25 protein-coding genes are annotated in these 22,896 nt (G+C 71.3%); 9 read left to right on the top strand and 16 right to left on the bottom strand.

Features of this window, described 5'->3' with window-relative positions; all coding sequences use genetic code 11:
- Position 1: 1 nt before the first annotated feature.
- A complete protein-coding gene (locus OHS18_RS33605; protein ID WP_328613549.1) occupies positions 2 to 1,072 on the bottom strand; it encodes a glycosyltransferase family 4 protein in 1,071 nt (356 codons plus the stop codon).
- A gap of 177 nt (positions 1,073 to 1,249) precedes the next feature.
- On the opposite strand from OHS18_RS33605, the gene OHS18_RS33600 reads away from it, so the two are divergent.
- Complete coding sequence (locus OHS18_RS33600) at positions 1,250 to 2,086, top strand: inositol monophosphatase family protein (protein WP_328613548.1); 837 nt, start codon at positions 1,250 to 1,252, stop codon at positions 2,084 to 2,086.
- A 31-nt stretch (positions 2,087 to 2,117) separates the two neighbouring features.
- Positions 2,118 to 2,675 (top strand): GNAT family N-acetyltransferase, encoded by a 558-nt coding sequence (locus OHS18_RS33595; protein WP_328613547.1) that lies wholly within the window; start codon positions 2,118 to 2,120, stop codon positions 2,673 to 2,675.
- A gap of 333 nt (positions 2,676 to 3,008) precedes the next feature.
- Here the strand turns inward: OHS18_RS33595 and OHS18_RS33590 are convergent, their stop codons facing one another.
- The 3 genes from OHS18_RS33590 to menD form a co-directional block, all read right to left on the bottom strand.
- Positions 3,009 to 3,458 carry a DUF3592 domain-containing protein gene (locus OHS18_RS33590; RefSeq protein WP_328613546.1) on the bottom strand — a complete coding sequence of 150 codons (450 nt, stop codon included), beginning with the start codon at positions 3,456 to 3,458 and terminating at the stop codon, positions 3,009 to 3,011.
- Between the two features lie 22 nt (positions 3,459 to 3,480).
- Positions 3,481 to 5,001, bottom strand: coding sequence for a M1 family metallopeptidase (locus OHS18_RS33585; protein WP_328613545.1), 1,521 nt, complete (start codon positions 4,999 to 5,001; stop codon positions 3,481 to 3,483).
- Positions 5,002 to 5,404: 403 nt separating this feature from the next.
- A complete protein-coding gene (menD, locus tag OHS18_RS33580) occupies positions 5,405 to 7,081 on the bottom strand; it encodes a 2-succinyl-5-enolpyruvyl-6-hydroxy-3-cyclohexene-1-carboxylic-acid synthase (protein ID WP_328613544.1) in 1,677 nt (558 codons plus the stop codon).
- 90 nt (positions 7,082 to 7,171) lie between these two features.
- On the opposite strand from menD, the gene OHS18_RS33575 reads away from it, so the two are divergent.
- The 4 genes from OHS18_RS33575 to OHS18_RS33560 are packed head-to-tail and all read left to right on the top strand — an operon-like array spanning position 7,172 to position 10,409.
- Positions 7,172 to 8,095, top strand: a complete 924-nt coding sequence (locus OHS18_RS33575) for a 1,4-dihydroxy-2-naphthoyl-CoA synthase (RefSeq protein ID WP_328613543.1) — start codon at positions 7,172 to 7,174, stop codon at positions 8,093 to 8,095.
- A gap of 60 nt (positions 8,096 to 8,155) precedes the next feature.
- Positions 8,156 to 9,289 carry an o-succinylbenzoate--CoA ligase gene (gene menE / locus OHS18_RS33570; protein ID WP_328613542.1) on the top strand — a complete coding sequence of 378 codons (1,134 nt, stop codon included), beginning with the start codon at positions 8,156 to 8,158 and terminating at the stop codon, positions 9,287 to 9,289.
- A gap of 51 nt (positions 9,290 to 9,340) precedes the next feature.
- A complete protein-coding gene (locus OHS18_RS33565; RefSeq protein WP_328445788.1) occupies positions 9,341 to 9,487 on the top strand; it encodes a hypothetical protein in 147 nt (48 codons plus the stop codon).
- Between the two features lie 49 nt (positions 9,488 to 9,536).
- Positions 9,537 to 10,409: a 1,4-dihydroxy-2-naphthoate polyprenyltransferase gene (locus tag OHS18_RS33560; RefSeq protein ID WP_328613541.1), complete on the top strand. Its 873-nt coding sequence runs from the start codon at positions 9,537 to 9,539 to the stop codon at positions 10,407 to 10,409.
- Here OHS18_RS33560 and OHS18_RS33555 read toward each other — a convergent pair.
- From OHS18_RS33555 to OHS18_RS33545, 3 genes are read right to left on the bottom strand one after another with little or no spacing between them, the layout of a single operon-like run.
- Positions 10,406 to 11,506, bottom strand: coding sequence for a PLP-dependent cysteine synthase family protein (locus tag OHS18_RS33555; protein WP_328613540.1), 1,101 nt, complete (start codon positions 11,504 to 11,506; stop codon positions 10,406 to 10,408). The two genes, OHS18_RS33560 and OHS18_RS33555, sit on opposite strands and share 4 nt — an antisense overlap.
- On the bottom strand, positions 11,503 to 11,790 hold the full coding sequence (locus OHS18_RS33550) for a DUF4229 domain-containing protein (protein WP_328445794.1): 288 nt from the start codon (positions 11,788 to 11,790) through the stop codon (positions 11,503 to 11,505). Before OHS18_RS33550 ends, OHS18_RS33555 begins: the two co-directional genes overlap by 4 nt.
- A gap of 11 nt (positions 11,791 to 11,801) precedes the next feature.
- Positions 11,802 to 12,284: an Lrp/AsnC family transcriptional regulator gene (locus OHS18_RS33545; RefSeq protein ID WP_328445795.1), complete on the bottom strand. Its 483-nt coding sequence runs from the start codon at positions 12,282 to 12,284 to the stop codon at positions 11,802 to 11,804.
- Between the two features lie 282 nt (positions 12,285 to 12,566).
- Here OHS18_RS33545 and OHS18_RS33540 point away from each other — a divergent pair, with 282 nt between their 5' ends.
- Together OHS18_RS33540 and OHS18_RS33535 are read left to right on the top strand one after the other, a co-directional pair.
- A complete protein-coding gene (locus OHS18_RS33540; protein WP_072474890.1) occupies positions 12,567 to 12,779 on the top strand; it encodes a BldC family transcriptional regulator in 213 nt (70 codons plus the stop codon).
- A 167-nt stretch (positions 12,780 to 12,946) separates the two neighbouring features.
- A complete protein-coding gene (locus OHS18_RS33535; protein WP_247060316.1) occupies positions 12,947 to 13,132 on the top strand; it encodes a hypothetical protein in 186 nt (61 codons plus the stop codon).
- Positions 13,133 to 13,246: 114 nt separating this feature from the next.
- Here OHS18_RS33535 and OHS18_RS33530 read toward each other — a convergent pair whose 3' ends face one another.
- From OHS18_RS33530 to OHS18_RS33510, 5 genes are all read right to left on the bottom strand, one after another.
- Positions 13,247 to 14,602: a MinD/ParA family ATP-binding protein gene (locus OHS18_RS33530; RefSeq protein WP_328445800.1), complete on the bottom strand. Its 1,356-nt coding sequence runs from the start codon at positions 14,600 to 14,602 to the stop codon at positions 13,247 to 13,249.
- Positions 14,603 to 14,690: 88 nt separating this feature from the next.
- Positions 14,691 to 15,659: a c-type cytochrome biogenesis protein CcsB gene (gene ccsB / locus OHS18_RS33525; RefSeq protein WP_328445802.1), complete on the bottom strand. Its 969-nt coding sequence runs from the start codon at positions 15,657 to 15,659 to the stop codon at positions 14,691 to 14,693.
- 4 nt (positions 15,660 to 15,663) lie between these two features.
- The gene (gene resB, locus OHS18_RS33520; protein WP_328613539.1) at positions 15,664 to 17,259 is read right to left on the bottom strand and encodes a cytochrome c biogenesis protein ResB; all 1,596 of its coding nucleotides are present in this window, start codon (positions 17,257 to 17,259) and stop codon (positions 15,664 to 15,666) included.
- Entirely contained in the window at positions 17,256 to 18,029 is a 774-nt protein-coding gene (locus OHS18_RS33515; protein WP_328445806.1) for a cytochrome c biogenesis CcdA family protein, read from the bottom strand. Before OHS18_RS33515 ends, resB begins: the two co-directional genes overlap by 4 nt.
- A gap of 72 nt (positions 18,030 to 18,101) precedes the next feature.
- A complete protein-coding gene (locus OHS18_RS33510) occupies positions 18,102 to 19,163 on the bottom strand; it encodes an FAD-dependent oxidoreductase (RefSeq protein WP_328613538.1) in 1,062 nt (353 codons plus the stop codon).
- 80 nt (positions 19,164 to 19,243) lie between these two features.
- On the opposite strand from OHS18_RS33510, the gene OHS18_RS33505 reads away from it, so the two are divergent.
- On the top strand, positions 19,244 to 19,795 hold the full coding sequence (locus OHS18_RS33505) for a TetR/AcrR family transcriptional regulator C-terminal domain-containing protein (protein ID WP_328445810.1): 552 nt from the start codon (positions 19,244 to 19,246) through the stop codon (positions 19,793 to 19,795).
- A 73-nt stretch (positions 19,796 to 19,868) separates the two neighbouring features.
- Here the strand turns inward: OHS18_RS33505 and OHS18_RS33500 are convergent, their stop codons facing one another.
- From OHS18_RS33500 to hemL, 4 genes are all read right to left on the bottom strand, one after another.
- Positions 19,869 to 20,258, bottom strand: coding sequence for a hypothetical protein (locus OHS18_RS33500; RefSeq protein ID WP_328445812.1), 390 nt, complete (start codon positions 20,256 to 20,258; stop codon positions 19,869 to 19,871).
- An 86-nt stretch (positions 20,259 to 20,344) separates the two neighbouring features.
- On the bottom strand, positions 20,345 to 20,917 hold the full coding sequence (locus OHS18_RS33495) for a TlpA family protein disulfide reductase (RefSeq protein ID WP_328613537.1): 573 nt from the start codon (positions 20,915 to 20,917) through the stop codon (positions 20,345 to 20,347).
- Positions 20,914 to 21,540, bottom strand: a complete 627-nt coding sequence (locus tag OHS18_RS33490; RefSeq protein ID WP_247060305.1) for a histidine phosphatase family protein — start codon at positions 21,538 to 21,540, stop codon at positions 20,914 to 20,916. Before OHS18_RS33490 ends, OHS18_RS33495 begins: the two co-directional genes overlap by 4 nt.
- Complete coding sequence (hemL, locus tag OHS18_RS33485) at positions 21,537 to 22,838, bottom strand: glutamate-1-semialdehyde 2,1-aminomutase (RefSeq protein WP_328613536.1); 1,302 nt, start codon at positions 22,836 to 22,838, stop codon at positions 21,537 to 21,539. Before hemL ends, OHS18_RS33490 begins: the two co-directional genes overlap by 4 nt.
- Positions 22,839 to 22,896 lie beyond the last annotated feature (58 nt).

Below are 22,896 nucleotides of genomic sequence, written 5' to 3'. Positions count from 1 at the left end.
CTCAAGCCGCGCGCGCGGCTCGGCCCTGCACCGCTTCGTAGTGCCCCACCAGCTCGTGGCAGACGGCCGGCCAGGTCCGCCCGAGCACCACCTTGCGCGCCTTCTCGCCGAGTCTCGCCCGCAGCGCGGCGTCGCGCAGGGCGTCGATCTTCTCGAGCAGTGCCGGGCCGAACCGCTCGCGGTCCGCGGGCAGCAGGTAGCCGGTGCGGCCGGGCAGCACCAGGTCCTTCGGGCCGCCGGCGTCGGGTGCGAGCACCGGTAGGCCGGACGCCATCGCCTCCTGCACCGCCTGGCAGAACGTCTCGTGCGGGCCGGTGTGCACGAAGACGTCGAAGCTCGCGTACGCGGCGGAGAGCTCGTCGCCGTACTTCGCGCCGAGGAAGGCCGCGTCCGGGAGCTGCTCTTTCAGCGCGGGCAGTTCGGGCCCGTCGCCGACGACGACCACGCGGATGCCGGGGACGCCGGCCAGCGCGGCCAGCCGGTCGACCTCCTTCTCGGGCGCCAGCCGGCCGACGAAGCCGACCAGCAGCTCGCCGTCCGGCGCCAGCTCGGCCCGCAGCGCGGCGTCGGCGTGCGCCGGGGAGAACCGGTCGATGTCGACGCCCCGCGCCCAGCGGTGCACCCGCGGCACGCCGTGCCGCCGCAGCTGCTCGACGGAGTCGGTGGACGGCGCCAGCGTCCGGTCGGCCCGCGAGTGCAGCCGCCGCACCCAGCGCCAGGCGGCGCGGGCGGCGAGGCCGAAGCCGTACGCGGAGGCGAAGCCGGCGATGTCGGTCTGGTAGACGGCGATCGACGGCACCCGCAGCCGTCGCGCGGCGGCGAGCCCGCGGGCGCCGACCACGAACGGCGACGCGAGGTGCACGACGTCCGGCCCGAACGCGGCCAGCGCCGTCAGCACGGTGCGCGTCGGCACGCCGATCGGCAGCGAGTTCACACCGGGGAAGTCGAGCGCCGGGATCCGGATCACCGGGGCGCCGCGGTAGGAGTCCGGGCCGGGGCCGGGCGCGATGATCAGCACGTCGTGCCGGCGTTCGCGCAGGTGCTCGACCACCCGCAGGACGGAGTTGGTCACGCCGTTCACCTGGGGCAGGAAACTTTCGGTGACTATCGCGACTCGCACGCTTCCGACCATCGCACCCGATCCTGGCGCCCGCGTGGCCGCCGGGCCAACGCTGCCGGAACAGATCCGCCACGACATGTCATCTCAAGGTCGTGTCCCGGAAACCAGCAGGGCCCAGACTAAGCAGGCATGACCCTCTTGTCCTCCAGGCCGCCGCGGCCCGTGGAGCCCGGCCTGCTGTCGAGGGCCCTCGAAGTGGCCGGTCGCCTGGCCAACGACGCGACCGACGTGATCACCGCGACCGCCGGCCGGGGTGCACACCCCGCCACGCTGGACTCGCCGTTCGACTGGGTCACCGACACCGACCGGATCCTCGAGCGCCACACGCGGCGCGTGCTGACCGCCGAGTTCCCGGGCATCCCGGTGGTGGGCCACGAGTTCGGCGCCGACCACGGCGCCGACGTCGCGGAGTACCGCTGGGTCGTCGACTCGGTGGACGGCACCGCGAACTACGTCGCCGGGGTGCCGTGGTGCGCGTACAGCCTGGCGCTGGTCGACGCGGCCGGCCCGGTGGTGGGGGTGGTGGCGGACCCGTACCGGGCCCAGATCTACGCCGCGGCGCGCGGACGAGGGGCCCGCGCGAACGGCAAACCGGTGCACTTGACGGACCGCTGCGTGACGGCCGGCGCTCTGGTGTTCACGGAGTTCGCCCGTCGCGGACCTTGGCCGGGGATGGGCGAGTTCATCGAGCGGGCGGCGGCGGCCCACGCGGGGGTCCGGGTCCTGGGGTCGGCGGCGTTGTCGATCGCGCAGGTGGCCCTGGGCCACGCGGCGGCGGCGGTGCTGCACAGCTACCACGAATGGGACGTCGCGGGCTCCGTGGCGATGGCCATCGAGGCGGGCGCGGTCGTGCTGGACAGGCACGGCGAGGACACGGCGCTGCCGACAGACGGCCTGCTGGTGGCGGCCCCGGGGGTGGCCGACGAGGTGCTGGGCTGGTGGCAGGAGACGGCCCACGCGGGCTGAAACGGGTTGCGCGCGCTGTGAAGATCGGGACATGCCCACCCTGCACACCGCGCGGCTCACGCTCGTGCCGTTGGCCGACGAGCACCTCGAGCTGGAGTACGAGCTGGACTCCGACCCGGCGGTGATGCGCTACCTGACCGGCCGGGCCGCGACCCGCGCCGAGGTCGAGGCCGCGCACCGCCGCCGGATGGCCGTCTCGCCCGGGTTCGGGTTCTGGATGGGTTTCCGTGCTGAGGACTTCATCGGCTGGTGGATCCTGCGGCCACCGCAGGGTCCCGACCAGCCTTCGGGCGGGCGTCAGGCCGAACTGGGTTACCGGCTGCTGCGCCGGCACTGGCGGCAGGGCTACGCCGGGGAGGGCTCTCGCGAGCTGATCCGGTACGGCTTTTCCGAGCTGGGGCTGGACCGGATCTTCGCCCAGACGATGGCGGTCAACACGCCATCGCGAGCGACGATGGCCTCGGCCGGGCTGACGTTCGCCCGCGCGTATACCTCCGCGGAGGACTTCCAGGAAGTGCTTCCGGGCACCGAAGAGGGCGAGGTCGAGTACGAGATCACGCGAAGCAGGTGGCTGCGGGAGACGGGTTGAGCTTGGTCTTCGGTCCGGGTCACCGCCGCATCGCCGCATCGCCGCATCGCCGCATCGCCGCATCGCCGCGGAGATTGTTGAGCGACCCGGCTCGGTTCCGCGGCCTCCTGCGGACAGGAATCGATCGCGAAGTCGCCCACCCGACGATCCCGGCGGCGAGTTATCCACATCGCGTGCAGTTATCCACAGATTTGCCGGAGCACCCCTTTGCCGGTGCGGCGCCGATAGACTGGGACTGGGCACGCCCCCCTGGGTGTGGTGGGGAACTTTCTGCTGGTCAGGCGGCAAACAGAGGCGCCCCATTCCGCGTCCTCGCCGGGAGCGGAGCGGCGGTCAGGCGGCGGCCGGGATCTCGGCGTCCGCTCGCTTGTTCAGCCGCCGGATCCACCACAGCAGCGGCCCGGCCACCAGCCACGTGAAGAACACGAAACTGCCCAGCGGCAGCAGCGTCAGCGTGGCCGAGCGGCCCGCTACCCGGGCCAGTTCCGGGTCCGTCGCGTCGTACTCGATGCGGACCAGCTGGCCGGCCGCGAGGCCGTCCGGGTAGAGGACTCCGTTGGCCGGGCTGTGGACAATGCCGTCCGGGGTCTCGAAGTGGATGATCGTGCGGTCGAACGCCACCGAGTCCACCGTGGCCGTCGCCGTGCCGAGCTGGGCGGAGATCGCGCGGTCGTTGCGGATCGCCGCGAAGAGCAGGCAGATGCACATCACGGTGAGGAGCGAGGCGACGGCGAGGGTTATCCACCACCCGACGCGCCTCGCCCGCTCACCTCTCGTGCTCACGCCGCGAGCGTAGCGGTACTGCTCAGTGCTTGTGCTCCGCGGCGAGATTCCGGTGGTTGGCCTGGATCTGGTCGAACGACTGCGGCTTGACCGGAGCCGAAGCCGCGCGGGCCGCGACGGCGGCCGTGGTCCCGTTCGGGCCCACCGCCGGCTTGCCCGACGTGTACAGCCACGTCTGGAACAGGTCGTAGAGCGGTTTGCCCGAAACCTTCTCGGCCAGCGCGATGAACTCCTGGATCCGGCCGTTCGAGCCGCCCTTCTGGGCCTGCCACGCCTGCAGGATCTTGAAGAACGCCTCGTCGCCGACGGCGGTGCGCAGCGCCTGCAGCGTCAGCGCGCCGCGGTCGTACACCGCGTTGTCGAACTGGTTGTCGGCGCCCGGGTCGGCCGGGACGAGCTTCCACAGCGCGGCGTCGGCCGCGTTGGAGTCGTACGTGTACTGCGCCAGCTCGGCGACCGTGCCTTCGCCCTCGTGCTCCGACCACAGCCACTCGGCGTAGGACGCGAAGCCCTCGTTCAGCCAGATGTCGCTCCAGCGACCGAGCGAGACGTTGTCGCCGAACCACTGGTGGGCGTTCTCGTGCGCGATCAGCGTCGTGTTGGAGCCCGCGATGAAGTTGCGCGCGCCGTACGTCGGGCGGGTCTGGTTCTCCAGCGAGAAGCCGATACCGCTGGTGACGACGCCGCCCTCGGCCTCGAACGGGTACGGGCCGAACTTCGTCGCCAGGAACGCGTCGATCTCCGGCGTCCGCTCGACGCTGGCCTTCGCCGCGTAGAGCGAGTCGCCGAGGTCGCTGCCGTACGCCGAGATGAACGGCTTGCCGTCCGGCGTGGTCGCCTGGTTGAGCTCGTACTTGCCGACGATGAACGACGTCAGGTACGTGGCCTGCTGCTTCGTGCTGCGCCACTGCCAGCGCGTCCAGCCGGCGCGGCTCTTCGTCTTGCGGACGAGCGTGCCGTTGGTGACGGCAACGTTGTCATCCGGCGCTTCGATGGAGACGTCGTAGGTCGCCTTGTCGGTCGGGTGGTCGTTGGCCGGGAACCACCACGCGGAGCTCTGCGGTTCGTCGACGCCGAGCGCGCCGAACGGGCCCTTCTTCCACGCGTTGAGGCCGTCGACCTTTTCGGTGGACGGCGTGTCCGAGTACGCGACGACGACCGTGGCGGTCTGCCCCTTGAGCAGCGGCTGCGCCGGCGTGATGACGAGCTCGCCGTCGCCGTTCTGGTTCGCGAACTGGGCGGGGCGGTTGTTCACCAGCACGCTGGACGCCTTGAGCGCGAAGTCGAGGTCGAACCGCGAGAGGTCCTGGGTCGCGGTGAGCAGCAGCGTCGTGGTGCCGGCCAGCACGTCGGTCGCGGGCTGGTAGGTCAGGCGGATGTCGTAGTGCAGCACGTCCGTCCCGCCGTTGCCGGCGTTCGGGTAGTACGAGTCACCGACGCCGGGCGCACCGGGCGTCGGGGCCGCACTGGCGGTACCGGCGAGCAGCACCGAGGCGACCCCGGCCGCGAGCACACCGAGGCCGGTGCGAGTTCTTGCACGCATTCGAATCCCTCCAACGGGTGAGGATCAGCGCGCTCGAACGTAGCCAGCCAGGAAGACACCAGGAACAGCCGAAGGGAGGATCTTGCCTGCTGGGATCACACCCGGAAAGCGGTTGACCAACCGCCTCAGACGGCGGAGACGGCCGCGCTGACCGCGGAGCGCAACCTCGCGTGCAGGTCACGGTGCCGCGAACGGTCCACCCGGACCTCGACGCCCATCGCACAACGAGCCCACCGCGCGAGTCCGCAGGCCATGGTCCGCCTCCACCATCCCGCGGTACGCATGCCTACGTGCCCAGAGGGTCGGTTCGCGTACCCGGAAGGTCGGTTCGCGTACCCGGAAGGTCGGTTCGCGTACCCGGAAGGTCGGGGCTCGTCTGGTGGCGGCGCCCGGCGCGAGCGCCTCAGACGGCAGAGACCGCCGCGCTGACCGCGGAGCGCAACCGCGCGTGCAGGTCACGGTGGCGCGAACGGTCCACCCGGACCTCCACCACCCGCAACCCCGGCGCGGGGCGTAGCGCCGCTTGGAACTCCGTCAGCGTCTCCGCCACCACGTGCGGCACCCGGTAGCCCGCGCACAGCGCGCCCAGGTCCGCGCCGTGCGGGGTGCCGAAGACGCGCTCGAAGCTCGCCGAGTGCTCCGGGGCGCCCTGCTCCAGCAGCGAAAAGATGCCGCCGCCGTCGTCGTTGCAGACCACGATCGTCAGGTCCGGGCGCTGCTCCGCGGGCCCGGTCAGCAGCCCCGACGCGTCGTGCAGGAACGTCAGGTCGCCCAGCAGCGCGTACGACGGGCCGCGGTGGACCGTGGCCGCGCCGATCGCCGTCGAGACCGTGCCGTCGATGCCCGCGACGCCGCGGTTGCGGTGGACCAGGACGTCCGGGCGCAGGCGGCCGGCCAGCGCGACGTCGCGCGTGGGGTTGGACGAGCCCACCACCAGCAGCGAGTCCGGCGGCAGCGCGTCCACCAGCTCCGAAGCCAGGCGCAGCCCCGAAGGCCACGGCTCCGAGGCCAGCACCGACGTGACCGCCGTGGACGCCGCTTCGTCGGCCCGGCGCCAGCTGGCCAGCCACTCCGGGTCGGCGGGCTTGGTCGGCTCGTCGAACCACTGCCCGACCTGCCGGACGTTGTGTGCGGGCGCCGGCCAGTCCGAGTCCGGGCGCACCAGCAGCACCTCGACGGAGGCGTCCGAGAGGACGTTCTGGATCTGCCGGAACACCGTCGGCCGGCCGAGGCAGAGCACCTGCTCGGGCTTGTGCCGGTTGATGAACTCCTCGACGCCCAGCAGCCACGCGCCGGACGAGATCGCCGTGCCGCCGGACAGCCCGATGCCGCCGGTCTCCGAGATCACCGGCCAGCCGTGCTGCTCGGCCCACTCGCTGGCCGCCTGGACGCCGGTGTCGCACGCGATGACCAGGCCGTGGCGCGCCGACGGCACCACGAACGACGGCAGCGCGCCGAAGTCGGGCAGCTCGGTCCAGCGGGAACCGTCGGGACGGCCGTCCAGGGACTCGTACCACTCGCCGTCATCGTCCAGATCCGGCACCAGCGGCTCGCGGAACGGGATGTTCAGGTGCACCGGCCCGCAACGCCACTCGCCGTACGCGGCGTTCCAGGCCCGGCAGATCTGGCTGCGCCAGTACGAGTTCTGCCCGGCGCGGCGCTCGGCGACGGCCAGTTCGTCGAAGTAGCGGGCGGCGTTGCCGAAGAGCCGGTGCTGGTCGATGACCTGCGACGCACCCGCGGCCCGCAGCTCGGGCGGCCGGTCGGCGGTCAGCACGATCAGCGGGACGCCGGCGCGGTCGGCCTCCAGCACGGCGGGGTGGAAGTTCGCGGCCGCGGTGCCGGACGTGCAGAGCACCGCCACCGGACGGCCGGTGCGCGCGGCGATGCCGAGCGCGAGGAACCCGGCACCACGCTCGTCGATCCGGACGTGCAGCTGGAGCTTCCCGGCCGCGGCGGCGTCGTACAGCGCGATCGACAGCGGCGCGTTGCGGGAGCCCGGGCAGAGGACGACGTGCGAGACGGTGTTGCGGACGAGTTCGTCGACGATGACCCTGGCCTGCGCGGTGGAAGGGTTCACCGGCAGGCTCCCGACTCTGCCGAGGCACTTTTCCCCGCCGAGGCGGCATCAGGCACAGCAAAGGTGTCCACAGGTCCTATTCTCCCAAACGTGGATGACGCCCGAGTTTCCGAGCTGTTCGATCCGGCCGCGTGGACCGAGGTCGAAGGTTTCGCCTTCACCGACATCACCTACCACCGCTCCGCTGAGAGCCGTGGCGGCAAACGTGTGGTGCGGGTCGCGTTCGACCGCCCGCAGGTCCGCAACGCCTTCCGCCCGCACACCGTCGACGAGCTCTACCGGGCCCTCGACCACGCCCGGCTCAGCTCCGACGTCGGCTGTGTCCTGCTCACCGGCAACGGCCCCTCACCCAAGGACGGCGGGTGGGCGTTCTGCTCCGGTGGTGACCAGCGTATTCGCGGACGCTCCGGCTATCAGTACGCCAGCGGCGAGACCTCCGACACGGTGGACCCCGCCCGGGCCGGGCGGCTGCACATCCTCGAGGTCCAGCGGCTGATCCGGTTCCTGCCGAAACCGGTCATCGCGGTCGTGCCGGGCTGGGCCGCGGGCGGCGGGCACTCCCTGCACGTCGTGTGCGATCTCACCCTCGCCTCGGCCGAGCACGCGAAGTTCAAGCAGACCGACGCCGACGTCGGCTCGTTCGACGGCGGTTACGGCTCGGCCTACCTCGCGAAGATGGTCGGCCAGAAATTCGCCCGGGAGATCTTCTTCCTCGGCCGGGAGTACTCCGCCGAGCAGATGCACCGGATGGGCGCCGTCAACGCCGTCGTCCCGCACGCCGACCTCGAGAAAGAAGCCTTGGACTGGGCGTGGACGATCGCCGGCAAGTCGCCGACGGCCCAGCGGATGCTGAAGTACGCGTTCAACCTCACCGACGACGGCATGGTCGGTCAGCAGCTGTTCGCCGGCGAGACCACCCGCCTGGCCTACATGCAGGACGAGGCCGTCGAAGGCCGTGACGCGTTCCTGCAGAAACGCGACCCCGATTTCAAGGACATCCCCTACTACTACTGAGGTCGCACTTTCGCTAGGAAAGTGCGGACTCCTCACACGGACTTCACATCGGAAGGTGAGATGCGGACGGTCGAACTCGACGGCTCCCCCGAAGCGCTCGACGTGCTGAGGGGGGCCGTCGCGGACGCGCTGGGCGGCGGCCCGGCCGTGCTGCCCGTCACCGACCCGGCGCTGCGGGACGCGATGGCGCCCGGCGAGCCCGTCGAACCGGACACCGCCGTGATCATCGCCACGTCAGGGTCGACCGGTGCGCCCAAGGGTGTGCTCCTCTCGGCCCGCGCGCTGATCGCATCCGCTGAGGCCACCCACCGCCGCCTCGGCGGGCCGGGGCAGTGGCTGCTGGCGACGCCGGCGCACTACATCGGCGGGCTGCAGGTGCTGGTCCGGTCACTGCTGGCCGGGACGACTCCGGCGTTCCTGACCGGCCAGGGCTTCCGCGCGGACGCCTTCGCGGCCGCGGCGGCGACGCTGAAGGGCGGCCCCCGCTACACCGCACTCGTCCCCACCCAGCTGGTCCGGCTGCTCGACGACGGCGGCGCGGGCCTGGCCGCGGCGCGAACCTTCGACGCGATCGTCCTCGGCGCGGCAGCGACGTCGGCCGCGCTGCGCGAACGTGCCACGGAGGCCGGGGTGCGGATCGTGCCCGCGTACGGGATGAGCGAGACCGCCAGCGGCTGCGTCTACGACGGTGTCCCGCTCGACGGGGTCCGTGTCGACGTCGAGGGGGACCGGATCCGGATCGCCGGTGATGTTCTCGCGCACGGTTACCGGCTCCGGCCGGACCTGACGGCGGAGGCGTTCCGAGACGGCTGGTTCACCACCTCCGACCGTGGGGTGCGGCACGCCGACGGCCGGGTCGAGGTCCTCGGCCGCGCCGACGACATGATCAACACCGGTGGTGTGAAGGTGTCCGCGAACGCGATCGAACGCTGCCTGACCACCCAGCCGGGCGTGCGTGACGCGTGTGTCGTCGGGCTGCCGGACGTCGAGTGGGGTGAGGCGGTGGTGGCGCTGGTCGTCCCAGCCGGTGAACCGCGCGACGCGGACGAACTGCGCGCGGCGGTGCGGGCCGAGCTGGGCGCGGCGTCCACCCCGAAACGGCTCGAATACGCGGCCGAACTGCCCCTGCGCGGCCCGGGAAAGATCGACCGGGCCGCTGTGAAGGCCCGACTTCTGGCGGGTTTCGGCCGCTGATCGGCCGCACTTCGTTGACACGCACAGGGTGCACCCGCTTGGCTACTCACCATGACGCGCTGGATTCGCACCGCTCTGATCAGCACCGCCGTCGCACTGGGTGTCCTCATTCCCGTGGGCACCGCGCTCGCCGCCGAGGGACCGTCGGTGGATCCGAACAGCGGCTCCCTCGTCTGGCAGCTGCCGACCTCCGACTGACCTCCCGGGCTCCCGCTCGGGCGTGATCGTCATGGCGTTGAATGGCGCCATGGCGAGCTTGAGCGAGTGGATCGAAGGGGCCCGGCCGCGGACACTGCCGAACGCGGTCGCCCCGGTGGTGGCGGGCGTCGGCGCGGCGATCGCGCTGGACGCGTTCTCCTGGTGGCGTTCGGCGCTGGCGCTGCTGGTCTCGCTCTCCCTGATCGTCGGCGTCAACTACGCGAACGACTACTCCGACGGCATCCGCGGCACCGACGAGAACCGCGTCGGGCCGCTGCGCCTGGTCGGTTCCCGCGTCGCCGCCCCGAAAGCCGTCCTCGCCGCGGCGCTGATCGCGCTGGGCCTGGCCGGGGTGCTGGGTTTGCTGCTCGTCGCGCTCACCGGGTACTGGTGGCTGCTGGCCATGGGCGGCGTCTGCATCCTCGGCGCCTGGTTCTACACCGGCGGCAAGAAGCCTTACGGTTACTACGGTTTCGGCGAGATCGCGGTGTTCGTCTTCTTCGGCCTGGCCGGGGTGCTGGGCACGGTGTACGTCCAGGCCGGCCGGATCAGCTGGGCCGCGCTGGCGTGCGCGGTCGCCGTCGGCTGCTTCTCCACGGCCGTCCTGACGGCCAACAACCTGCGTGACATCCCGACCGACGTCGAGGCCGGCAAGCTCACCCTGGCCACCCGCCTCGGCGACCGCGGCACGCGCCGGCTCTACCTGGTGCTGATCGCGGTGCCGTACGTGCTCGCCCTGGTCCTGGCGTTCACCGGCCACCCGTTCGCCGGGCTCCCCGTGCTCAGCGTGGCCCTGCTGTTCCAGTCGGTCAACGCGATCCGGCACAACGCGACCGGCCGCGACCTCATCCCGGCGCTGCGCGACACCGGCCTGGCGATGCTCGCCTGGGCCGTCCTGGCCGCGGTCGGCCTGAACCTCTAGTCCCCGACGTCCCCGAAGTCCTCGACGGGGAACTTCCCGGTCGCCAGGAACTCCTCGAACAACGCCGTGTGCGGCGCGAGGTCCAGGCCCTGCTGGGCGACCCACTCGTCGTCGTAGTAGGTGTGCGCGTACCGCTCGCCGCCGTCGCACAGGAGCGTGACGACGCTGCCCGCCTGGCCGTCCTCGACCATCCGGGCGATGAGCCGGAACGCGCCGTAGAGGTTGGTACCGGTGGAGCCGCCCGCCCAGTGCCCGGTGCGCTCGCGCAGCAGCCGGATGGCCGCCAGGGAGCCGGCGTCGGGGATCCGGAACATCTCGTCGATCACGCCGGGCACGAACGACGGCTCGCACCGCGGCCGCCCGATGCCCTCGATCCGCGACGGCATCCCCGTCGCGTAGTCCAGGGCACCCGTTTCCCAGGCGCCGTAGAACGACGAGTTCTCCGGGTCGACGACGCAGACCTTCGTGGTGTGCCGCTTGTAGCGCACGTACCGGCCGAACGTCGCGCTCGTGCCGCCGGTGCCCGCGCCAACGACGATCCAGGCCGGCACCGGGTGCCGCTCGGACCGCATCTGCGCGAAGACGGACTCGGCGATGTTGTTGTTGCCGCGCCAGTCCGTCGCGCGCTCGGCGTAGGTGAACTGGTCGAGGTAGTGGCCGCCGCACTCGGCCGCGAGCCGCTCGGCCTCGGGGTACATCGCCGGCGCCTGATCGACGTAGTGGCACTCACCGCCGTAGAACTCGATGAGCGCGATCTTCTCCTTGCTCGTGCGCCGCGGCACCACGGTGATGAAGCGCAGGCCGAGCATGCGGGCGAAGTACGCCTCGGAGACCGCGGTCGAGCCGCTGGAGGCCTCGACGAGCACGGTGTCCGGCCCGATCTGGCCGTTGACGAGCCCGTAGAGGAACAGCGACCGGGCGAGCCGGTGCTTGAGCGAGCCGGTCGGGTGGACCGACTCGTCCTTGAGGTACAGGTCGATGCCCCACTCCGGGGGCAGCGGGAAGACGTGCAGGTGGGTGTCGGCGCTGCGGTTGGCGTCGGCTTCGATGATCCGGACGGCCTCGCGCACCCAGCTGCGGCTGTGCGAGCGGCTCATTCCGGCTGCCCGGCGGTGTCGCCCCGCAGCTGCGCGCGGAGCTGGGCCCGGGCCCGGGCGCGCTTCTCGTTGCGCTTCGCCAAGCCGGCGGTGACGCGGGCGTTGAGCGGGCGGAACAGCAGCAGCCCGAGCGGCAGGCCGACGACCAGGCCGATGAGCAGCGCGACCAGCAGGGGCACGCCCACGAGGCCCAGGGCCCAGGCGATCACCCCGACCAGCACGAACCGCGCCAGCAGGTACAGCGTCAGGTCACGGGGCAGGGTGCCGGCCTTCTCGTCGCTCACATCAACGCAGGTTACGCCCCGCCCGGCCGGTCCTTTTCCACGCCCGCGCCGGCCGCGTTGTTCGGCCGGCCCTCGAAGCGCGTCGAAAGCACGACGGTGGTGTTCGTCCGCCCGACGCCGGGGATGCGGCGGAGCCGGCCGAGGGTCCGCTCCAGCTCGTCGACGGTCGGCACGCGCACCTTGACGACGAAGGCTTCGTCCCCCGCGACCGCGTAGCAGCTCTCGACCTCGTCGAGCTCGCCGAGCGCGTCGGCGACGTCTTCGTCCGTCGCCGTGTCCGTCGGATGGATGCCGACGAGGGCGGTGACGCCGAGCCCGACCGAGCTCGGATCGACGACCGCGTGGTAGCCCGTGATCACGCCGGCGGCCTCCAGCTTGCCGACGCGTTCGTGCACCGACGACGCGGACAGCCCGACGGCCCGCCCCAAATCGGCATAGGTGGCCCGTCCGTTGATACGCAACGCCGCGATGATCTTCCGGTCCAACTGATCCACGGCATCACTCTATGCGGTTGGACAATCCCCCATTGGCACCACGCCTGGCACCCACTGGACCGGGGAAGTCTCGTCTTCGCACTTCAAGTGACCGGATCCGATAGTTGCACATCGTAAGCAACCTGTCCGTTTTGACCTTTAAGGGCTCTTTACTCGTGGACAACCGTTCGAGTACCTGACGGGTGAAGTGCAACGATTGCCGTGTTGGCTACCCCGGCGCGACGGGCCAAAATGGCCCGGATTGCCTCCGGTATAGCAGTGAGGTCGTTAAGGAGGCGGAAAATGACCGCGACGATGGGCGGACGACTGCTCACCCCAGGCGAGGTGGCAGCACTGTTCCGGGTGGACCCGAAGACGGTCACCCGGTGGGCGACGGCAGGTCGCATCGGCTCGATCCGGACCCCGGGCGGGCACCGGCGGTTCCGCGAGTCCGAGGTGAACGAGCTCCTGGCCGAGCTGACCACGGACGCGAGCGAACCGGCTCGCAAGGCCTGAACCATCCAGCAGCCTGGGCCGTGTCGGGTACGGGGTACTCCCCCGCCCCGTACACGGCCCGGTTTGTTTTCGGGTGCCACAACCGCACCACGGCGCAGACGTACCGCCCGCAGCCCGCGCGGACGGGTAGCCTCGGGGGTCTGGCAAGCCACACGGAAGGATCCGGCATGCTCGCTCTGCTCGCGGCCGTCGGCGCGCTGGTCGTCGCCCTGCTCCTGTGGCGGTCGTTCGCCGGCCAGCGGATCGGAGTGCCCTCGACCCCGCGGCGCGCCCCGATCGCCCCGGACGACGACCCCGATTTCCTGCGCCAGCTGTCCGAACAGCAGCGCAAACGCCGGGACGAAGACCTCTAGGCCGCCTTTACTTTCGGCCACCAGGCCGCGCGGCTCCGGCCCACGTAAAAGCCGTGAAGGGCACCCTCATGGCTTGTACGTCCATGAGGGTGCCCTTCACGGCTTTGGTCTCGGCTAGCGGTACTGCTGAGAGAGCGGTGAAGCGAAGCCGTCGGCGACGGTGGCCGCCAGGTCCAGCAGGGCCAGGCGGGTGTCGCCGCCCAGGCGGTCCAGCTCGATCTCCGCGCCCTCTTCGAGGTGCGGGTCGAACGGGACCTGGCAGACCGCGCGGACCTTCGCGCCGAAGTGGGCCGACAGCTTGTCGAGGTCGACCGAGCCACCCTTCGGGCGCACCGAGTTGATCACCGCGACCGAGCGTTTCACCAGCTCGCCGTAGCCGTGGGCCTCGAGCCAGTCCAACGTCGCCGAGGCGCTGCGGGCGCCGTCGACCGAGCCCGACGAGACCACGACCAGCGCGTCCGCGACGTCCAGGACGCCCTTCATCGCCGAGTGCATCAAGCCGGTGCCGCAGTCCGTGAGGACGATGTTGTAGAAGTGCTCCAGCAGGTTGACCGTGCGGCGGTAGTCGTCCTCGGAGAACGCCTCGGAGACGGCCGGATCCTGCTCGCTGGCGAGGATCTCCAGCCGGCTGGCGCCCTGGGACGTGTAGGACCGGACGTCGCTGTAGCGCGTGATGCGGGCCGCGTCGCGCAGCAGGTGGCGGACCGTCGCCGTGGTCTCCAGCGGGATCTTCTGCGAGAGCGTGCCGCGGTCCGGGTTGGCGTCCACCGCCACCACGCGGTCGCCGCGCAGCGAAGCGAACGTCGCGCCCAGCGTCGTCGTGACCGTGGTCTTGCCGACGCCGCCCTTCAGCGACAGCATCGCGATCTTGTAGCACCCGCGCAGCGGCTGGTTGACCCGCGCGATGAGGTCACGGCGCTGGGTGTCGGCGGGGCTCTCCCCCGGGTTGACCAGCTTGCCTGTGCCGACGTAGACGGCTTTGCGCCAGCCCGACTGCGGCGGCCGCTTGACCTGCTTGACCAGGTGCGCGGTGGACAGGTCGTGCCCGTGGCCGCCCTGCGGCGGCGGTGCGGCGTGCCGGCCGCCCTGGGGCTGCGGCAGGCCGGACGGCTGCTGCTGGGGCTGCTGCTGCGGGTACTGGGCCTGCGCCTGGTACTGCTGCGCGGGGTCGCCGTACTGCGGCTGCAGCGGCGGGAGGTTCTGGTCGTAGCCGTACTGCGGGCCCGGGTTCGGGACCTGGTGCGGCCCGGACGCACTCGGGTTGGGCACCTGGTGCGGGCCGGACACGGCCGGGTTCGGCGGCGGCGCGACGGCCTGCGTCGGCTGGACGTCGAACGCGCCCGAGGTCTCCGGGTGCGGATGCGAGTCCGTCCGGTCGTCGGCGAACAGGCTCCCCGGCGCCTCCGGCTGCTGCGGGGCAGCGGCCGGTTCGGCGTGGCCAGGAGCCGATTCTTCGCTGGGTCCGGTCACCGGTGTAAACCTCCGCGCACTCCGCCCGACATCACTACCCCTGCAGCTCTCCCCGGTGACGACGGTAGTCGGCGTACCCGCGGGTTGCTCAGCCCACCCCGGCGTAGGAGTGCAAGCCCGCGGTGACGAGGTTCACGAAGAACAGGTTGAAGATGATCGCGGCGAACCCGACGATGTTGATGGCCGCCGCCCGGGCGCCGCGCCAGCCGGCCGTCGCCCGTGAGTGCAGGTAGGCCGCGTAGACGACCCAGGCGATGAACGCCACGGTCTCCTTGGGGTCCCAGCCCCAGAACCGGCCCCAGGCCGACTCGGCCCAGACGGCGCCGCAGAGCACGCCGAAGGTGAAGACCGGGAACGCGAAGATCGTCGTCCGGTAGGCGATCCGGTCGAGGACGTCTGCCGCGGGCAGCTTCGAGGCGAAGCGCGCGAACTTCGTGTTGTCCTTCTCGTAGGCCGCACGGAACAGGAACAGCACGCTCGCCACGCCCGGCACCAGGAAGACGCCGGAGCCGATGATGGCCGCCGAGACGTGGATGACCAGCCAGTACGACTGCAGCGCGGGCTGGACCGGCGCGGCGGTCGTGTAGAGCAGCGTGCCGTTGATGAACATCAGGATCACGACGGGCAGCAGCAGGAAACCGGTGAGGTGGCGGACCGGGAACTTCCACATCACGATCAGCCAGGTGAGCACCGTGATGAAGGTGACCGCCATGCCGTACTCGTACATGTTGCCCCACGGCGCGCGGTGCACGGCGAGCCCGCGCAGCACGATCGCCGACAGTTGCAGCACCGCGCCGAGCACCAGCAGCGACGCGCCCATCCGGCCGATCCGCTCGGGCCGCCCGACCTGGCTCTGCGCGGCCTGGACCTGCTCGACCGGCGGTCCGCCGGCGCCGACGAGCTCGCGCGCCCGCAGCTTGGCCCGCTCGGTGGCGAGCCGGCCCTTGGCGCCGAAGCCCTGCTCGATCAGGGTGAACATCAGCGCGACGACGTAGATCGCCGCGGCGGTGGTGTACAGCCAGTCGCTGTACTGCGACAGCGTCTCGTTGATCGGCATTGCCTCAGCCCTTCTGACCACTGATCAGGCGTTCGCTGATCCGGTGGAACTCTTCGCCGTACCCGGCCTGATCCGTGCGGGCCAGCCCGGCGACCTCGATCACCGTACTCGGCTCACTCTCGGTTCCCGGCTTCACCCGGACCCACAGCCGACGCCGCTTGACCAGCAAGGACGCGCCGAGGCCGAGGAACATCGAGATGGCGAAGCCGAGCACGAAACCCTGCGTCGGGTCGTGGGAGACCTGGAGCGAGACCCAGTGGCCGACGCCGTCGAAGCGGACCTTCGTGCCGTCGTCGAGCTTGATCTCCTGGCCGACCTTCAGGTTCTCGCGGGCGATCTTCTTCAGCCGCCCGTCGTCGACCATCGACTGGTCGACCTCGAACACCGACTGCCCGCGCCCGGCGTCCAGCCCGAGGTCGCCGCGCAGGATGTCGACGGCGACGGCGGGGTCGGTCAGCTGCGGTGCCGACGACGTCAGGACGTTGCCGTGCAGGAACGACGTCGGCGCGAACAGGCCGGTGATGGCCAGCTGGCGGGTCCGCCGCTGCACCTCGTCGGTGACGCCGGGCTGGTCGAACTTCGTCGCGCCCTCGGCGAGCATCGTGGTCGGGTCGACCGTGCGCCACTGCGTGTTCTGGGTGCGCTGGGTGCCGTCCGGGAAGGTCACCGTGAACTTCGGCGAGTAGCCCTGGCCGAGCAGGTAGACGCGGTCGCCGACGGTGCGCAGCGGCGAGTTGACCTCGAGGCCGTACGGGCGCCAGGTGTTCGTGTCGAGGTCGGCGCCGGACTGGTACTCGATGTTCGAGTGGTAGTACTCCGGCTCGCCGGCGTCGGTGTAGCGCGCGGTGAAGTCGTTGATCTTCACGCAGAACGGGTCGAGGTCGGTGCCGTCGACGCGCAGGCCCGCGTTGAAGGAGTCGTAGTTGTAGATGCCGGAGTTGCAGAACGTGCTGCCGTCGGCCTGGACGATGACCTGGCCTTCGTAGCCGTACAGCTTGCCCAGCGCGAAGAACACGATCAGGCCCAGCATGCTGAAGTGGAAGATCAGGTTGCCGGTCTCGCGCAGGAACCCGCGTTCGGCGGAGATCGTGCGGACGCCGTCGGCCTCTTCGCGCTCGACGCGCCGCCAGCCGGAGAGCTGCTTGTGGACTCCCCTGATCTCGGCGGCGACGTCCTGCTTGCCGCGGCCCAGCCGGTAGTGCGGCATCCGCGCCAGGTTGCGCGGGGTCAGCACCGGCTTGGCGCGCATCGCCTTGACGTACTCGAAGCTGCGCGGCGTGAGGCAGCCGACCAGCGAGATCATCAGCAGCAGGTAGATCGCCGAGAACCAGATGCTGGAGTAGACGTCGTAGAACTCGAGCTTGTCGAGCAGCGTGCCCCACCAGCCGTGCGCGCTGATGTACTCGTCGACCTTGGGCGCGTTGAGCTTCCGCTGCGGCAGGAGCGCGCCCGGCAGCGCGGCCAGTGCCAGCAGGAACAGCAGGACGAGCGCGGTGCGCATCGACGTCAGACCGCGCCAGGTATTGCGCACGAAGGCGAAGGTGCGCTTGGCGGGCGTGGGTCCTCGCGGGGCCGCGGGAGGTGCCTCCGTGGTCGTCACAGCGGCAGCCTCAGATCGCCCGCGAGCTCGTTGCGGAGCCAGCCCATCAGATCTCCCCAGACGCCGGTGACCAGCAGGATGCCGACGATCATCAGCAGCGCGCCGCCGAAGACCTGCACCTGACGGCCGTGGCGGCGCAGCCAGTCGGTGGCGCGCACGGCCCAGCGGGCGCCGAGCGCGATGAGCAGGAACGGCAGCCCGAGGCCGAGGCAGTAGACGGCGATCAGCAGGTAACCGCGGGCCTCGGCGCCGCCGGTCGCGCTGGCCAGCGTCGTGACGGCCGACAGCGTCGGGCCGATGCAGGGCGTCCAGCCGAGGCCGAAGACCGCGCCGAGCAGCGGGGCGCCCCAGATGCCGCCGCCGGGCACGCGGTGCGAGCGGAACTCGCGCTGCAGGCCGGGGATCCAGCCGAGGAACACCAGCGCCATCGCGATGGTCAGGACGCCGCCGATGCGCTGCAGCAGGTCCTGGTTGAGGGTGAGCGTGTCGGCCAGCCAGACCAGGGTGCCCAGGGTGGCGACGAACACGACGGTGAACCCGAGCACGAACAGCAGCGCGGCGCCCAGGACCGCCCAGCGGCCCTGCTTGCGCTCCTCGTCGGCCTTCACCGCGGGGGCGTCCGCGCCGACGAGCGCGGCGAGGTACGCGAGGTACCCCGGCACCAGCGGCACCACGCACGGCGAGGCGAAGGAGATCGTTCCGGCCAGCAGCGCGACGCCCGCGGCGAGCAGCAGCGGTCCGGAGATCGCCAGCTCGGTAACGGAGTTCACGGGTTTGAGGGTAGGCAGTGAGGTCCCGGTGAGAACTCCGGGGCCGGTTCACAGGACGTACGCCACAGCAGTTCAGGACCTTGGTCCCGCCCGTTCCGGGAGAAACTGGTCAAGCACGGCGACACTGTGCTCGACGGCTTGGGCACCGTAGGCGAGCATCTGCGTCTCGTACTCCTCGACGGCTTCGGGGACCGCCTTCTCGACGAGCAGGTCCCGCAGCAGCCGTGCGTCGTACAGCGCCATGTTGGCGCCGTTGCCACCGCTGGGCGACGTCGCGTGGATCGCGTCGCCGAGGAGCGTGACGCGGCCGGGCGCCCACCGCCGTTCCGGCCGGACGACCCGGATCGACAGCGCCGCCGAGTGGGCCGGGTCGGCCGCCTCGACCAGCGCGCGGACCCGCGGGTGCCAGCCCTCGACGGCCTTCCCCGGGACGTCCGGCGCCGGCAGCAGCACCCAGCGGACGTAGTCGGGTGTGTCGGGCAGCTCGACGCCGAACTCGAGGCCGGCTTCGCGCGGCGGACGGCGGAAGCGCATCAAGCCGAGCATGAGCTGCACCTCGCCGTCACTGACGCCGGTGCCGAAGCCGGGGACGAGCGACTCGAACTCCGGCGTCAGGGTGGTGCGGCCGACGACGCACCGGACGCCGGTGTCGCTCGGCCGGAGGTCCGGCGCGAGCCGGCCGCGGACCGCGGAGGTGATGCCGTCGGCCCCGACGATCAGGTCGGCGTCGACGTGGGTGCCGTCCGCGAACTCGGCCCGGGTGCCCCGATAGCCGGTGAACTGCTTGCCGAAGCGGACGTCGAGGCCGTCGAGCAGGAGGTGGCGCAGGACGTGCCGGTCGACGGCGATCGCGGTCATCGGCTCGAGCTCGCGCAGCTGCCGGAGCTGGGTGTCGTGGAAGACGCGGCGGCCGTGGAGGTCGCCCGTGACGGCGTCCAGCAGCGGGTGCAGCCGGTCGGGCAGGCAGGCGAGCAGGGCTTCGCGGCCGACGTCGGCTAGGCCGATCCGGTAGCCCTGGAAGCGGGCGCGGACCCCCGGGTCACGTTCGAACACCTCGACGTCGATCCCGGCTTTCCGCAGGCCCTGGGCCAGGCACAGGCCCCCGAGCCCGGCTCCGATCACAGCGACTCTCATGGTTCCTCCTCGACTTATTGAACACTGCTCAAGTTACCTGAACAACGCTCAAGTGCGCCAGGCGTGGTGAACTTGTCCCGATGCCTCTGAACCAGGCGGTGGTGCTGGACGCCGCGATCGAATTGCTCGACGAAACCGGGCTGGACGAGCTGACCACGCGCAAGCTCGCCGACCGCCTCGGCGTGCGCGTCGGCGCGCTCTATTGGCACTACGCGAACAAGCAGGCGCTGCTGGACGCGGTCGCGGAGCACATGCTGGCGGTGGCGTCCCGCGGGCTGAGCGCGTCGGGAACGTGGCGGGAGCGCGTGACGGCGTTCGCGAACGCCCACCGCGAGACGATGCTCGCCCACCCGGACGGCGCCCGGGTCATCGCGACGATGAGCGTCCCCGGGCCGGCCGCGAGGGAGTTCCTGGGTCACCTGCTGACCACGCTCGCCGCCGCCGGGATGGCTTCACCGGAACGCGAGGCGTGCGCGGACGTCGTGACGAGCTACGTGAACGGTTTCACGGTCGAAGAACAGGCCCGCCGCACGGCCGTGCCCCGCTCGCTGCGGGACACGGCCTTCGCGACGGGCCTGTCCGTGGTCATCGACGGCCTGGCGACTCGCGTCAGCCGCGCCGAAAAGCCGTGAAGGCCTCCTTCGCGGCTCTTATGGCCGGTAAGGAGGCCTTCACGGCTTTCGTGGGCCTGGCGGGTCTCGCGGGTCAGAGGTAGAGCTGGCCGCCGTCGGCCAGGACGCCGCCGACCCGGGGGCCGTAGTTGGCGTATTCCTGGGTGTTCAGCTCGTACTGGCCGTAGCTGGTCACCGTCTCGTACGTGACGTACGGGTAGCAGCAGTTGCCGATGTAGAGCTGGTCGCCGTACTGGGCGCCGGACAGGTTGCCGTGCACCAGGCCGTTGCCCGTGTTCTGCCACAGGCGGAGCGTCCGGCCGTTGCCGCTCGTCTGCTTGAGCAGCGTGAACCCTTCGATCGTGACCGGTGCCGCGGACGCGGCCGGTGCCGTCGAAGCTGCAGGTGCCGCCGAAGCGGGCGTCGCCACAGCCGTGGTCACGGCGAAGGCGAGGAACGCCACGGCCGCCAACTTCTTCATCATGAGAAACCCCCGGGTTCGGACAAAACGATCACGGGGAACGTACCGGGAACCGCGCGGCCGGCGGAGGGGTTTCGGTCTGGGCTAAATCACGCCTGTTCCGCCGCCAGGCGCTGGGTGACCGGGAGCAGGTCCTGGGCCAGCACCTGGCGCAGGAACACCGCCGCGACGCGGTGTTGTTTGTCCAGCACGATCGTCGACGGGATGATGTTGCGCGGGTAGCCGCTCAGCTTGAGCAGCACCCGGCCGTCCGGGTCGTAGATCGACGGGTAGGTCAGCTTGCGGTCGCGGACGAAGTCCTGCGCGACGTCACGCGCCGGGTCTCGGACGTCGATGCCGACGACCTGCGCCCCCGGCGCCTGCTTCGCGAGGCTCTCCATCTCCGGCGCCTCCGTGCGGCACGGCCCGCACCACTGGCCCCAGAGGTTGAGCACGACGACCTTGCCGGGGAAGTCCGCCAGCGACAGCTGCTTGCCCTCGTTCATCAGGTCGTCGCCGGCAAGGACCGGCGCGGTCTGGCGCTGGGCGACGTCGTAGGTGATGTCGACCTGGCCGCCCGGGGAGACGAACGTGAAGCTGCTCCCCTGGACGACCGCGTCCTTGCCCGCGCTGCACCCGGCGATCAGGCCCAGCGCGGCCAGCGTGACGAGGAGCCGTTTCATGCCCCGGTCACCTTCGGGTCGGTGGACCCCGCGGGTTCGCTGTAGACGATCTCGCGCAGCTCGTCGCCGTCGAAGACCAGGCTGGTCAGGGAGGCCAGCGAGCACTGGCGGCGCCGCGGGTCGTGCCACAGCTTCTTGCCCTCGAGGAACCGCCGGAGCGTCCAGATCGGCAGCTGGTGCGACACGCAGAGCGCCTCGTGCCCCTCGGCCGCGTCCCGCGCCCGGTGGACCGCGCCGAGCATCCGGTGCGCGATCTCCAGGTACGGCTCGCCCCACGACGGCTTGAACGGGTTGGTCAGCTTCGACCAGTGCTTCGGCTCCCGCAGCGCGCCGTCACCGACCGCGACGTGCAGGCCTTCGAACTGGTTGCCGGCCTCGATCAGCTCGGCGTCGGTCGCGATGTCGAGGCGGTGCGCGGCCGCGATCGGCGCCGCCGTCTCCTGCGCCCGCTGCAGCGGCGACGCGACGACGTGCACGAGGTCGTGGCCCGCGACGGCCTCGGCGACGGTCAGTGCCTGACGCTGTCCGCGCTCGGAGAGCCGGTAGCCGGGCAGCCGGCCGTAGAGGATCTTCTCGGGGTTGTGGACTTCGCCGTGGCGGAGCATGTGGACGACCGTGGTCACCGGACCGCTCCCGCCGCCGCCTGCGCCGCCGCGGGCAGGGCCGCTTCGATCACCGAGAACGCTTCGTCGTCCATCGCCGCGTTGACGAACCAGGCCTCGTACGCGCTCGGGGGCGCGTACACGCCGCCGTCGAGCAGCGCGTGGAAGAACGGCGGGAAGCGCCAGGTCTCGGACGCCTGCGCGCCCGCGTAGTCGCGGACCGTCGGCTCGCCGAAGAAGACGCTCACGAGGTTGCCCGCGTACTGGACGCTGTTGGCGACGCCGGCATCGCTCAGCGCGAGGCGGAAGAGGTTGCCGAGGCGCTTCGCGTTGGCGTCGAGCGCCGCGTACACGGCCTGGTCGGCCGCGCGCAGCGTCGCGAGGCCGGTGGCCACCGCGACGGGGTTCCCGGACAGGGTCCCGGCCTGGTAGACCGGTCCGCCCGGGGCGAGCTTGGCCATGATGTCGGCACGCCCGCCGAAGGCCGCCGCCGGCAGCCCGCCGGACATCACCTTGCCGAACGTGTAGAGGTCGCCGGCCACGCCTTCGAGGCCGAACCAGCCCGCGCGCGAGACGCGGAACCCGGTCATCACCTCGTCCATGACCAGCAGCGCGCCGTGCTCGTGGGCGATCTCCAGCAGGCCAGCGTTGAAGCCCTCGTCCGGCGCGACGGCGCCCATGTTGCCCGCCGCGGCCTCGGTGATCACCGCGGCGATCGTGTCCGGATTGTCCACAAAGGACTGCCGGACGGCGTCGAGGTCGTTGTAGGGCAGCACGATCGTGTCGGCGGCCTGCGCGCCGGTGACCCCCGGCGACGTCGGCAGCCCGAGCGTCGCGACGCCGGAGCCGGCCTGGGCGAGCAGCGCGTCGACGTGGCCGTGGTAACACCCGGCGAACTTGATGATCTTCGCGCGGCCGGTGAACCCGCGGGCCAGCCGGATCGCGCTCATCGTGGCCTCGGTGCCCGAGTTGACCAGCCGCACCCGCTCGACGGGTTCGACCCGGCCGATGATCTCCTCGGCCAGCTCGACCTCGCCGAGGGTCGGCGTGCCGAACGACAGCCCGGACGTCGCGGCCTCGCGCGCCGCCTCGACGACCGCCGGGTGCGCGTGCCCCAGGATCATCGGGCCCCAGGACGACACCAAGTCGACATAGCGGTTCCCGTCGGCGTCCCACAGGTGCGGGCCCTCGCCGCGGACCATGAACCGCGGGGTACCGCCGACCGAGTTGAACGCCCGGACCGGCGAGTTCACCCCGCCCGGGATGGCCGCCTTAGCGCGGTCGAACCATGCCTTGGACTGCTCGGTTCCAGTGCTCACCCGTCCAGTCTCGCAAACCCGGGCGACGCGCCGCCGACCCCCGTCACCTGCGCCGAGC

This window comes from Amycolatopsis sp. NBC_00355, from assembly GCF_036104975.1.
Classification (GTDB): domain Bacteria; phylum Actinomycetota; class Actinomycetes; order Mycobacteriales; family Pseudonocardiaceae; genus Amycolatopsis.
This window is presented reverse-complemented; position numbering and strand designations above follow the sequence as displayed.